Genomic DNA, 12,671 nt, shown 5'->3' on the forward strand with positions numbered 1-12,671 from the left:
GTCACGAGCCTACGTCCGGCGACGCCGCGTTCACGCGCGCTGCCAGCCGATCCGCGAGCTCGCGCAGGCGGGTCACCAGCTCGTCGGGCTCGTCGACGACGAACGGCCGGTCGAGCGCGGCCAGCACCCCGGGCAGCCAGTCGAGGCGGTCCGCCCCGAGCTCGACGCTCAGCCACGCGCCGTCGGCAGGCGGACCCGCGGGGCGGACCCGAGCGACCGAGGCGGGCAGGAACCGCCGGACCTCGGCCTCCGTCGCGCGGACGCGGACCCGGACGGCGTACCGGTAGCCGGTCCCCTGGAGCGCCTCGAGCCGGACGACCGGGTCGTAGCCGGGCGGCGGGCGGAACCGTCCGGCGAGCGTGCGCGCCCGCTCGACCCGGTCCAGGCGGAAGGTGCGCTCGGCGCCGCGGTCGAGCGCGAGGCCGAGCAGGTACCACCGGCCGTCCCGCCGGACGAGCCCGTACGGGTGGACGACGCGCCTCGCCGCCGGCTCGCCCGCGGGGTCGCCGCGGCGTCGGTGCGCGATCTCGATCGGACGGTGCTCCCGGACGGCGCCCGCCACCGTGAGTAGGACGTCGGCGTCGACGGCGGTCACGTCGCCCGGGACGACCGCCGCCTCGACCAGCCCCTCGAGCCGCGCGGCGGACGCCGCGGGCAGCACGCGCCGAACCTTCGCCGCGGCCGTCGCGGCCGGGACGTCGCCCGTCCGGTCGGAGGCGTCGGCGAGCGCCACCAGCACGGCGACCGCCTCGTCGTCGGTCAGCATGAGGGGCGGGAGCCGGTACCCGCGGCCGAGCCGGTAGCCCCCGTAGCGCCCGCGCACCGACTCGACGGGCACGCCGGCGTCCAGGAGCCGGACGACGTCGCGCCGGACCGTGCGCTCGTCGACACCTAGCAGCCGCGCGAGCTCGGTGCGTCCGCGCAACCCACCCGACTCCAGGAGGTCGAGCAGCGCCAGCATCCGCGCGCCCGTCCCCGACCCCATGACGACCATGATCTCCTCACCCAAGTGGACTGATTCCGTCCCCTATCTTTCCTAGCGTGGATCCGGAGCGCGCGGGCCCGCCGCGCGCCGAGCACCGGAGGTACACCGTGAACCTGGCAGCGACCCGCATCATCACCGACGACGTCGACCGGCTGGTCGCGTTCTACGAAGCCCTGAGCGGTGTCACGGCGACCCGGCTGCACGAGCTCTTCGCTGAGCTCCGGACGCCCTCGGGCGTCCTGGCGATCGCGAGCTCCCGCACGGTCCCCGCGATGGGACCGGGCGTCGCCGAGGCCGGCGCGAACCGGTCCGTCGTCCTCGACTTCCGTGTGGACGACGTCGACGCCGCCTTCGCGCAGCTTCCCCCGGCCTGGCGACCGTCGTGGGCGAGCCGCGCGACATGCCGTGGGGCAACCGCTCGCTGCTGCTGCGCGACCCGGACGGCAACCTCGTCAACCTGTTCGCCCCGGTGGACGCCGTCGGACACGGGTCGCGGATCTGAAAGAATGTCGGCCATGACTGACCTCGATCCGACCGCCCCGACCCGCCCCGACGTCCCGGCCGTGCCCGGCACCGTCGTAGACGCGGTGGTGCAGGGCGTACCGGACCGGGTCTCGCTCGACGGCCTCGAGGACAAGCTGGGCGCTCGCTGGCGCGAGGAGGGCACGTACGACTTCGACCGGTCCGCGACGCGCGACCAGGTCTTCTCGATCGACACCCCGCCGCCGACGGTCTCGGGCTCGCTGCACGTGGGCCACGTCTTCAGCTACACGCACACCGACCTGGTCGCTCGCTACCGCCGCATGCAGGGTCGCGAGGTGTTCTACCCGATGGGCTGGGACGACAACGGCCTGCCCACCGAGCGCCGCGTGCAGAACTACTACGGGGTGCGCTGCGACCCGTCGCTGCCGTACGTCGAGGGCTACGAGCCGCCGCTGCAGGGCGACACCTCGTCGGGCAAGGGCCGGGCCGCCGACCAGCAGCCCGTGTCCCGCCGCAACTTCATCGAGCTGTGCGAGCGGCTCACCGCCGAGGACGAGAAGCAGTTCGAGGCGCTGTGGCGCAACCTCGGGCTGTCGGTGGACTGGTCGCAGCACTACCAGACGGTGGGCCGCTCCTCGCAGCGCGTCGCCCAGACCGCGTTCCTGCGCAACCTCGCCCGCGGCGAGGCGTACCAGGCGCAGGCCCCGGGCCTGTGGGACGTGACGTTCCAGACGGCGGTCGCGCAGGCCGAGCTCGAGGCGCGCGACTACCCGGGCTTCTTCCACAAGATCTCGTTCCACGCGCCGGGCGGCGCGACCGTGCAGATCGAGACGACGCGACCGGAGCTCCTCCCGGCGTGCGTGGCCCTCATCGCCCACCCCGACGACGAGCGCTACCAGCACCTGTTCGGGACCACGGTCCGCACGCCCCTGTTCGACGTCGAGGTCCCGGTCCTCGCGCACCCCGCCGCCGAGCCCGACAAGGGCGCCGGCATCGCGATGTGCTGCACCTTCGGCGACCTGACCGACGTGCAGTGGTGGCGCGAGCTGCAGCTCCCGACGCGGTCGATCGTGCGCCGCGACGGGCGCATCGTGGCGGACACCCCCGAGTGGGTCATCTCGGCGGGCGGGCGCGCCGTGTACGCGGAGCTCGCCGGCAAGACGACGTTCTCCGCCCGCACGGCCGTCGTCGACGCGCTCCGGGCGAGCGGCGACCTGGTCGCCGAGCCGGTCGCGACGCAGCGCAAGGCGAACTTCTACGAGAAGGGCGACAAGCCCCTCGAGATCGTCACGAGCCGCCAGTGGTACATCCGCAACGGCGGGCGCGAGTGGCTCTCGCCCGAGGGTGAGCCCGTCCGCGACCTGCGCGCCGAGCTCCTGGCCCGCGGCGACGAGCTGGGCTTCCACCCCGACTTCATGCGCGTCCGCTACGAGAACTGGGTCAAGGGCCTCAACGGCGACTGGCTGGTCTCGCGCCAGCGGTTCTTCGGCGTCCCGATCCCCGTCTGGTACCCGGTCGACGCCGACGGCGAGCCGCAGTGGGACGCCCCGATCGTGCCCCGCGAGGAGCAGCTCCCCGTCGACCCGTCGTCGCAGGTCCCCGACGGCTACACCGAGGACCAGCGCGGCGTCGCGGGCGGCTTCGTGGGCGACCCGGACATCATGGACACGTGGGCCACGAGCTCGCTGACCCCGCAGATCGCGGGCGGCTGGCTCGAGGACCCCGAGCTGTTCGCGCGCGTCTTCCCGATGGACCTGCGCCCCCAGGCCCAGGACATCATCCGCACGTGGCTGTTTTCCACGGTCGTGCGCTCGCACCTCGAGTTCGGGACGCTCCCCTGGAAGGACGCCGCGATCAGCGGCTGGATCCTCGACCCCGACCGCAAGAAGATGAGCAAGTCCAAGGGCAACGTGGTCACGCCGCAGGGTCTGCTCGACGAGCACGGGTCCGACGCCGTCCGCTACTGGGCCGCAGCCGCGCGCCTCGGCACCGACGCGGCGTTCGAGGTCGGCCAGATGAAGATCGGTCGCCGCCTCGCGATCAAGATCCTCAACGCCAGCAAGTTCGCACTGTCGTTCGGGGCGTCGCAGGGCGACGGCACCGACGAGTCGCACACCGTCTCGCTCGACCCGTCCCTCGTGACCGTCGAGCTCGACAAGGCGATGCTCGCGGGGCTCGCGACGGTCGTCCAGCAGGCCACCGAGGCGTTCGAGGCGTACGACCACACGCGCGCGCTCGAGGTCACCGAGACGTTCTTCTGGACGTTCTGCGACGACTACCTCGAGCTCGTCAAGGACCGGGCGTACGGCGCCGGCGCGGGCGCCGACGACGCGTCCCCTGAGACCGCGTCGGCCCGCGCCGCGCTCGCGCTCGCGCTCGACACGCTGCTGCGCCTCTTCGCGCCGTTCGTACCGTTCGCGACCGAGGAGGTCTGGTCCTGGTGGCGCGCCGGCTCGATCCACCGCGCGACCTGGCCCGTGGCCGCCCCGCTGCGGGACGCCGCCGGCGACGCCGACCCGCTCGTGCTCACCGCCGCCGGCCACGCGCTGGCCGCGCTCCGCAAGATCAAGTCCGAGGCGAAGGTCTCCATGCGGGTCCCGATCCTCGCGGCGACCGTCGCGATCCCGGCCGACCTCCAGCCGGGCGTCCGCTCCGCCGTCGACGACGTGCGTGGCGCCGGGCGCGTCACGGGCCCCCTCGAGATCGTCGAGCCGGCCGAGGGCCAGGGCGACCCGGCCGTCCAGGGCGGGATCGTCGTCGTGAGCTCGGAGCTGGGCGAGCCGGAGCCGAAGAGTCCCCGCGCCTGATCTGAGCCGACCCGCAGCATCCCCGCCGGGGCCCGGCAAGCCGACGCCCGCAGGGGTGACCCGACCGCCGAGGAGCGGAGGCGGGGGTAGGCGCGCGGTCGTGGGGGGCCTGGCGGGAGCCGGAGCGAGGAACGAGCGGAGGCGGATGGTAGACCGCGCGCCTACCCCCGCCTCCGCTTCACCCACCCAAGACGACCGACCTAGACGACGTCGCGCAACCGACCCCGGTCCGACGACATCGTCGGCGCCGCCTCGCTCGGCGTGCCCGCGTCGTGCCACCGCAGCACGGCGCCCACGCCGTCGACGAGCTCCGCCGCGCCGTCGGGCACGAACGTGAGCCCGGCGTCCTGGCCGAGCGCGGCTCGCACGAGCGCGACGGACGCGGGCAGGGGTGGACGCCGTCGGTGGCGCCAAGGTCCTCGACGTCGCCGCGGTCGAGCGCGACCTGGAGCGCTTCGGGCCCGACCCAGATCTCGCGGTCGTCGAGCTCGCCCTCGCCGCCGAAGCCCTCGGCGAGCAGCAGGTCGGAGACCTGTCCCCGCTGGAGGACGGTCACGACGTCGCCGAGCGAGGTGACGCTGCCGTCGTCGCGCCCCTGGCCGGTCCGGTAGGCGTCGACGACGCGTGCGCGGCGCCGGTCGCGGCAGGCGGTGACGGCCTCGGCGAGGCGGGCCGCGAACACGCCCTCCTTCGCCCCCGCGCCGCGGGAGCCTCCGGGCACGTCGACGGCGAGGTCGAGGGTCTGCCGCGACAGCGCCGCGCGGACGAGCGCGAGCGCGCGGACGTCGCCGGTCAGCACGACGAGCTCGGGCCGGTGCTCGGTCACCTGCTTGTCGACCTCGTGGGCGACGGCCTCGGCGTTGCGGTCCCACGAGTCCTCGACACGGTGGTCGATGCGCTTGTCGGCGGTGGTGCCGGTGCGGACCTTGTTGAGGACGTCGTGCCCGGCCTCGACGGTGAGGGGCTCGGGCTGGCGCGCGGGGTCGCCTCCCCAGGACCACGTCAGGTCGGCGCCGACCCGGTCGACGACGACGACCAGGTAGTCGACCGACTCGTCCGCCGAGCGGGCGGCGTCGAGCAGGACGGGCACGGGGCCGTACTCGGCGCGCGAGACGGTCGGCGGCTCGGCGAGCACCCGTTCGAGGAGGATGCCGTCGTCCTCGGTGGCGATGAGGACCCGGCCGTGGGGTCCGGCGAGCCGGAGCGGCTTGAGGACGCGGGCCTCGAGGGCGTCGCACACGCCCTGCGGCGCCCCTTGCGCGGCGAGGTCGCGCCTGAGGACGCGCCACCGCCCTTCGACGTCCGGGTCGGCGGCCTCGATGCCTCGCGTGGCGTCGAGGTAGACGGTCGCGAACGGGCCGGGGTGTCCGGCCAGGGGCCGCAGCCAGTCGATCTTCACGTACGCACCTCCGGGCGCAGGCGGCGGGCGCTGGCCGCTCGGTGGAGTCGCCCGACGATCCCCTCGTGCGGGCCGGCGCCCCGGGTTCCCCCAGCGTCGTCCTGATCGGGCGTGCCCGCCACCGGACGGCGTCAGGCGTGCGGGAGCTCCTCGGCGACGGCACGCAGGACGTCGACGAACGCGCGGATCTCCGGGCGGCGACCGGCGCCGGCCCGGTGGGCGACGCGGGTGCGGCGGGTGGTCCCGACGGGGTCGAGGCGGACCGGCGGCGGCACGTCCACCGCCGCGAGCTGCGGGACGATCGCCACGCCCTGGCCCGCGGCGACGAGCGCGAGCACGGTGGCGAAGTCGTCGACGACGTGCCGCGTCACGGGCTCGTAGCCCGCGGCACGGCACAGATGCACGGCGGCCGCGCGGCACAGCGTGCCGGGCCCGGCGAGGATCCACGGCTCGTCGCGGACGTCCGCGACCGTGCGCGCCGCCCGGCCGCGCGTCGCGAGGTGCACGGCCTCCTCGAGCAGGGGCGCGCTCTGGATGCCCCGCGCCGCCGCCCGTGGGACGACGTCGTAGTCCTGCACCAGGCCGATGTCGACCCGGTCGTCGCGGAGCGCCGCGGGCACGTCGGCGGGGTCGAGCTCCACGACGTGGAGCCGGAGCCCCGGGTGCCGTTCCGCGAGCCGGGCGAGCGCCGTCGGGAGGAGCGTGCGGACGGCCGTCGGGAAGGCGCCGATCCGCACGGTCCCCACTGCGGTGCCGCGGGCCGCGAGGACGGACGCCTCGGCCTGCTCGAGCGCGAGGAGCACGTCGTCGGTCGCCGCAGCGAGCGCGGCCCCGGCGTCCGTCAGGCGGACGCGCCGGCCCGTGCGTTCGAGCAGAGGGATGCCCGCCTCGCGCTCGAGCGTCGCGAGCTGCTGCGAGACGGCGGACGCCGTGTACCCGCGAAGCTGGGCCACCGCGGCGATGGTCCCGAGCCGGGACAGGTCGTCGAGCAGCCGCAGGCGGCGAGGATCGAGCATCAGCACACCTTACGGCTACCACCACGTTTACGCGCTCGACACTGATGCTCGGAGCCGGCCAGGCTGGGACGCATGGCCCTCACCGGAGTCCTCGTCCCCCTCGTCACGCCGTTCGACCAGCGCGGGGCCGTCGCGTTCGACGCGCTCGAATCGCTCGCCCGCCGGGTGCTCGACGACGGCGCCACCGGCCTGGTCGCGCTCGGCACCACCGCGGAGCCCTCGTCCCTCTCGGCGGCCGAGCGGCAGGCAATCCTCGACGTCGTCGAGCGGGTCGCGGAGGATCGCCGGGCGACGCTCCTCGTCGGCGCGAGCAGCGCCGAGGACCTGGTGGCGCTGCGAGGTCGCGCCGCGGTCACGGCCGCCCTGACGCTCGTCCCGCCGTTCGTCCGCCCCGGCGAGGCTGGAACGGTCGCCCATCTGACGGCGCTCGCCCGGCTCAGCCCCGTGCCGCTCGTCGTCTACCACGTGCCGCACCGGACGGGTCAGGAGCTTCGTCCCGACGCGCTGCGCCGGCTCGCCCACGTGGACGGGATCGTCGGGACGAAGCTGAGCACGCCCGCCGACGCTGCGGCGGCGGCGCTGCTCGGCGATCTGCCCGACGGCTTCGACGTGCTCGCCGGCGACGACGCGGTCCTCGCACCGATGCTCGCGCTGGGCGCGACCGGTGGTGTGCTCGCGTCGGCCCACCTGGCGACCGCGGCGTTCGCACGGCTGGTCGCGGCGTGGGCGGGGCCGCGGGTCGACACGGCGAGCACGCGCGAGCTCGGCGCACGGCTCGCCCGGCTGTCCGCCGCCTGCTTCGCGGAGCCGAACCCCGCCGTCGTCAAGGGCGCGCTGCACGCGCAGGGACGCATCCCGACCGCCGCGGTCCGCCTGCCCCTGCTGCCGGCGAGCGCGGCGAGCGTGGACGCCGCCCTGGCGGCGCTCGACGCGGTCGAGCCCGCGGTCACTCAGGCGTAGGTGTCGCTCAGGCGTAGGTGTCGAGCGGGGGCACCTCGGTGCCCGCGTGCGCGGCGGCGATCAGCTCGTGGTGCCGGATGACCTCGGCGACGATGAACTCACGGAACTTCTCCGCGAACTCCGGGTCGAGGCCCGCGGAGTCGGCGATCGCCGTGAGCCGCGCGATCTGCTGGCGGTCACGCTCGGGGTCCGCGGGGGCAGCCCGCCCTGCGCCTTGAGCTCGCCGACGCGGCGCGTGAACTTGAAGCGCTCGGCCAGCAGGTGCATGAGCGCGGCGTCGACGTTGTCGATGCTCGCGCGCAGGGTGAGGATCTCGGAGGGGATCTCGGGCATGTCCCGATCCTCCCACGCGGATCCGGGCACCCCGTCCACGTCCGGCTCCGACGACGGCGCGTCCGGGGTCAGGCGCTCTTCTCGCGCGGGGTTCGCCGCGAGACGGCACGCGGCACGAGCGTCGGGTTCACGTTGTCGAGGACGACTTCACGGCTCACGACGACGCGTTCCACGTCGTCCCGGCTCGGCACCTCGAACATCACCTGCTGGAGGACCTCCTCCATGATGGCCCGCAGGCCGCGCGCGCCCGTGCCGCGCAGGAGCGCCTGCTCGGCGATCGCGTCGAGGGCCTCGTCCTCGAACTCGAGCTCCACGCCGTCGATCTCGAACATCCGCTGGTACTGCTTGACGAGGGCGTTGCGGGGCTCGGTGAGGATCCGCACGAGCGCCTCGCGGTCGAGCGGCGCGACCGTCGTGATGACGGGCACCCGGCCGATGAACTCCGGGATGAGACCGAACTTCAGCAGGTCCTCGGGCATGACGTCGGCGAACAGGTCCGCCGTGTCGTCGCGGTCGACCTTCGCGCCGAACCCGATCCCTCGGCGGCCCGCGCGCGAGGAGATGATCTCGTCGAGGCCCGCGAACGCCCCGGCCACGATGAACAGCACGTTCGTCGTGTCGATCTGGATGAACTCCTGGTGCGGGTGCTTGCGGCCGCCCTGCGGCGGGACCGACGCCTGCGTCCCCTCGAGGATCTTCAGCAGCGCCTGCTGCACGCCCTCGCCCGAGACGTCGCGCGTGATCGACGGGTTCTCGGCCTTGCGCGCGATCTTGTCGATCTCGTCGATGTAGATGATCCCGGTCTCGGCCTTCTTGACGTCGAAGTCCGCGGCCTGGATGAGCTTGAGCAGGATGTTCTCGACGTCCTCGCCGACGTACCCCGCCTCCGTGAGCGCCGTCGCGTCGGCCAGTGCGAACGGGACGTTGAGCATCTTGGCGAGGGTCTGCGCGAGGTACGTCTTGCCGCAGCCCGTGGGCCCGATCAGCAGGATGTTCGACTTCGCGATCTCGACGGAGCCGGAGTCGTCTCCGCCCGCCTTGCCGGACGACGCCCCACCGGCACCGGCCTCGCCCGCCTGGATCCGCTTGTAGTGGTTGTAGACCGCCACCGCGAGCGACCGCTTGGCGGCCTCCTGCCCGACGATGTACTGCTCGAGGAACTCGAAGATCGCCTTCGGCTTCGGCAGCTCGGACATCCCGAGCTCCACCGCCTCGGTGAACTCCTCCTCGAGGATCTCGTTGCACAGCTCGATGCACTCGTCGCAGATGTACACCCCTGGGCCTGCGATGAGCTTCTTGACCTGCTTCTGCGACTTGCCGCAGAACGAGCACTTGAGCAGGTCAGCACCATCACCGAGTCGCGCCACGGATTGCCTCCGTCCGTCGGACCCCCGCGCGCGGGGGCTGGCACCGGCGGTCCCCCGCCGGCCCCTCATCGTCCCATTGCACACCACCGGAGCGTCGGATGTCAGCCGCGTTACCGGTCTCGTGTCGGGACGGGTGCCCGGCACCGGCCGGGAGGCCGGTGCCGGGCGGATGCTCGCGCCGGGCTCAGGCCCGGGTGAGCGCTGCCGCCTTGCGGCTCTCGAGGACCTCGTCCACGAGGCCGTAGTCCTTGGCCTGCGCGGCAGTGAGGATCTTGTCGCGCTCGATGTCCTGGCGGACCTCCTCGACCGACTTGCCCGAGTGGTGCGCCAGCGTGTCCTCGAGCCACTCGCGCATGCGAATCAGCTCGTTGGCGTGGATCTCGATGTCGGACGCCTGCGCGTAGCCGCCGCCCTCCATCGCGGGCTGGTGGATGAGGACGCGTGCGTTCGGCAGCGCGAGGCGCTTGCCGGGCGTGCCGGCGGCGAGCAGCACGGCCGCGGCCGAGGCCGCCTGCCCGAGGCAGACGGTCTGGATCTCCGGCTTGATGTACTGCATCGTGTCGTACAGCGCCGTCATGGCCGTGAACGACCCGCCCGGCGAGTTGATGTAGATGATGATGTCGCGGTCCGGGTCCTGGCTCTCCAGGACGAGGAGCTGCGCCATCACGTCGTCGGCCGACGCGTCGTCCACCTGCACGCCGAGGAAGATGATGCGGTCCTCGAACAGCTTGGTGTAGGGGTCCTGGCGCTTGAAGCCGTAGGCGGTGCGCTCCTCGAACTGCGGGAGCACGTAGCGCGACGACGGCGCCCCGTACGGAAGCGCGAGGCCGCCGGCGCCCGCGAGGCGCTGCGCGGTGGACAGGTACTGGGATTCGGTGCTCACTAGGTCCTCCTCGGAAGGTCGATGGGTGCGGGGACCGCGGTCAGGACTCGCTGGCCGTGCCGCCGCCGCCCGAGACGGCCTCGGAGCTCGTCACGACGTGGTCGACGAACCCGTACTCGAGGGCCTCCTCGGCCGTGAACCAGTTGTCCCGGTCGTTGTCCTGGAGGACCTTCTCGAGCGGCTGGCCCGTCTGCTCGGCCGTGAGCTCGGCGAGCACCTTCTTCATGTGCATGATGAGCTGCGCGTTGATCCGCACGTCGGTCGCGGTGCCGCCGATGCCGCCCGAGGGCTGGTGCATCATGACGCGCGCGTGGGGGTCGCGTAGCGCTTGCCCTTGGCGCCCGACGAGAGCAGGAACTGCCCCATCGAGGCCGCCATCCCGACCGCGATGGTCGCGACGTCGGGCTGGATGTACTGCATGGTGTCGTAGATCGCCATGCCGGCCGTGATCGACCCGCCCGGCGAGTTGATGTACAGCCAGATGTCCTTGTCCGGGTCCTCAGCGGCGAGCAGCATCATCTGTGCGCAGATCGCGTTCGCGTTCTCGTCGCGCACCTCGGAACCGAGCCAGATGATCCGCTCGCGCAGGAGCCGGTTGTAGATCGAGTCGTTGAGCCCGAAGCCCTGGCCCTCGGCGCGCAGGGCGGGCGCCGTCGCGTCGTGGGTGGTGCTGGCGGAGTGCTCGGCCATGTTCTCGTCGCTCCTCGTCGTCGTCCGTCCGGTCGTCCCTGCGGTGCCCCCGCGGTCCGTCCGGCTGATGTGACCCTAACGTCCCCGGCGGGCCCGCCACGTCCCGTCCGGCGGCCTTTTCGCTGACGGCGCACCTGGCCGGGCGATCGGCGCACCGTGCGCCGCCGCCGCGCTCCCCCGCCCCGACGACGACAGCCCCCGCCTCCTCCAGGAGGCGGGGGCCGTGCGCGGGTGCCGGGGTCGCCGGCGGGTGGCTCAGGCCTTGTCGGCGGTCTCGTCGGCCGCGTCCGACGCGGCCTCGGAGGCGGCGTCGGCGACCGCGGAGGCGGCGGCCGAGTCGGCGAGGGCGTCGGCGTCCGCGGCGTCCGCGTCGGCCTCGTCCGAGCCGATGAGGTCGGACAGGTCGACGACGTTGCCCTCGGAGTCCTTGACCTCGACGCGGCGGAGCGCGACCGCGAGCGCCTTGGAGCGCGCGACCTCGCCGACCATCGCGGGGATCTGGCCGTTCTGGTCGATGGTCTGGACGAACTCGTTCGGGTCCATCCCGTACTGGCGCGACGACTGCACGAGGTACTCGAGCAGCTCCTCCTGGGCGACCTGGACCTCGAGCTGCTCGGCGAGCGTGTCGAGGACGATCTGGTTGCGGAGCGCCTTCTGCGTCTCCTCGGTCACCTCGGTGCGGTGGGCGTCGTCCTCGAGGCGGCCCTCGGACTCGAGGTGTCGGTGCACCTCGGCCTCGACGACGCCCTGGGGCACGGGGACCTCGAGGTTCTCGAGGATGGCCTCGAGCAGGAGGTCGCGGGCGGCGACGACCTGGTTCTGCGTCTTGATGCCCTTGACCTGCTCGCGCAGGTCGTCCTTGAGCTCGTCGAGGGTGTCGAACTCGCTGGCGAGCTGGGCGAAGTCGTCGTCAGCCTCGGGCAGGTCGCGCTCCTTGACCTGCGTCGCGGTGACGGTGATGTCGGAGTCCTTGCCCTCGTGCTCGCCGCCGGCCAGCGGGGAGCGGAAGGTCGTGGTCTCGCCCGCGGACAGGCCGACGAGCGCCTCGTCGAGGCCGTCGAGCATGGTGCCCGACCCGATCTGGTAGCTGACGCCCGACACGGAGTCGATCTCGTCGCCGTCGATCTCGGCCTTGAGGTCGAGCACGACGAAGTCGCCGTCCTTCGCGGGACGGTCGACGCCGACCAGGGTGCCGAAGCGCTCGCGCAGCGCGTCCAGGCGCTCGGCGACGTCCTCGTCGGTGACCGAGGCCGCGTCGACGGTCACGGCGAGGCCGGACAGCTCGGGCAGCTCGATCTCGGGGCGGACCTCGACCTCGGCGGTGAAGTGGAGCTCGCCGTCCTTCTCCGACGGGTCGGGCACCTGGGTGACCTCGACCTCGGGCTGGCCGAGGGGCGCAGGTCGTTCTCGCGCACGGCCTCGCTGTAGAACCCGCCGAGACCGTCGTTGATGGCGTGCTCGAGGACCGCGGCACGGCCGACGCGCTGGTCGATGACGCGCGGCGGGACCTTGCCCTTGCGGAAGCCGGGCACCTGCACCTCGCTCGCGATGTGCTCGTAGGCGTGCTCGATGCTCGGCTTGAGCTCGTCGTACTCCACCTCGACGGTCAGCTTGACCTTGGTGGGGTCCAGGCTCTCGACGGCGCTCTTCACTTCGATGATCTCCAACCGGTGGGCGCGCGCCTACGGTCAGGTCGGCGCGGGGGTTCGTGTGGGCCTGACGCTCGCTCTCGGGCATCGGGGGCCGGC

The 12,671-nt window shown here is 73.3% G+C and carries 7 protein-coding genes and 3 pseudogenes; 2 read left to right on the forward strand and 8 right to left on the reverse strand.

Features of this window, described 5'->3' with window-relative positions:
* Nucleotide 1 precedes the first annotated feature (1 nt).
* Nucleotides 2-994, reverse strand: a complete 993-nt coding sequence (locus QQK45_RS20635) for a helix-turn-helix transcriptional regulator (RefSeq protein ID WP_284294790.1) — start codon at nt 992-994, stop codon at nt 2-4.
* 506 nt (nt 995-1,500) lie between these two features.
* Here QQK45_RS20635 and valS point away from each other — a divergent pair.
* The gene (gene valS / locus QQK45_RS20645) at nt 1,501-4,275 is read left to right on the forward strand and encodes a valine--tRNA ligase (protein ID WP_284294791.1); all 2,775 of its coding nucleotides are present in this window, start codon (nt 1,501-1,503) and stop codon (nt 4,273-4,275) included.
* Between the two features lie 178 nt (nt 4,276-4,453).
* On the opposite strand, the gene QQK45_RS20650 is transcribed toward valS, so the two are convergent.
* Both QQK45_RS20650 and QQK45_RS20655 read right to left on the reverse strand, forming a co-directional pair.
* Nucleotides 4,454-5,674: a baeRF2 domain-containing protein gene (locus QQK45_RS20650; protein ID WP_348525317.1), complete on the reverse strand. Its 1,221-nt coding sequence runs from the start codon at nt 5,672-5,674 to the stop codon at nt 4,454-4,456.
* Between the two features lie 131 nt (nt 5,675-5,805).
* Entirely contained in the window at nt 5,806-6,690 is an 885-nt protein-coding gene (locus QQK45_RS20655; RefSeq protein ID WP_284294792.1) for a LysR family transcriptional regulator, read from the reverse strand.
* Between the two features lie 72 nt (nt 6,691-6,762).
* Here QQK45_RS20655 and QQK45_RS20660 point away from each other — a divergent pair, with 72 nt between their 5' ends.
* Entirely contained in the window at nt 6,763-7,650 is an 888-nt protein-coding gene (locus tag QQK45_RS20660) for a dihydrodipicolinate synthase family protein (protein ID WP_284294793.1), read from the forward strand.
* A gap of 7 nt (nt 7,651-7,657) precedes the next feature.
* Here the strand turns inward: QQK45_RS20660 and QQK45_RS20665 are convergent.
* The 5 genes and pseudogenes from QQK45_RS20665 to tig all read right to left on the reverse strand — a co-directional run bounded on the left by QQK45_RS20665 (nt 7,658) and on the right by tig (nt 12,575).
* A pseudogene (locus tag QQK45_RS20665) lies at nt 7,658-7,983 on the reverse strand (chorismate mutase).
* Between the two features lie 68 nt (nt 7,984-8,051).
* Entirely contained in the window at nt 8,052-9,350 is a 1,299-nt protein-coding gene (gene clpX, locus QQK45_RS20670) for an ATP-dependent Clp protease ATP-binding subunit ClpX (protein ID WP_284294794.1), read from the reverse strand.
* Nucleotides 9,351-9,534: 184 nt separating this feature from the next.
* Nucleotides 9,535-10,233, reverse strand: coding sequence for an ATP-dependent Clp protease proteolytic subunit (locus QQK45_RS20675; RefSeq protein ID WP_284294795.1), 699 nt, complete (start codon nt 10,231-10,233; stop codon nt 9,535-9,537).
* Between the two features lie 40 nt (nt 10,234-10,273).
* Nucleotides 10,274-10,923, reverse strand: a pseudogene (locus QQK45_RS20680) (ATP-dependent Clp protease proteolytic subunit).
* Nucleotides 10,924-11,178: 255 nt separating this feature from the next.
* Nucleotides 11,179-12,575, reverse strand: a pseudogene (gene tig, locus QQK45_RS20685) (trigger factor).
* Between the last annotated feature and the right edge of the window lie 96 nt (nt 12,576-12,671).

The organism is Luteimicrobium album, assembly GCF_030161555.1.
GTDB classification, from domain to species: Bacteria; Actinomycetota; Actinomycetes; order Actinomycetales; family Cellulomonadaceae; genus Luteimicrobium; species Luteimicrobium album.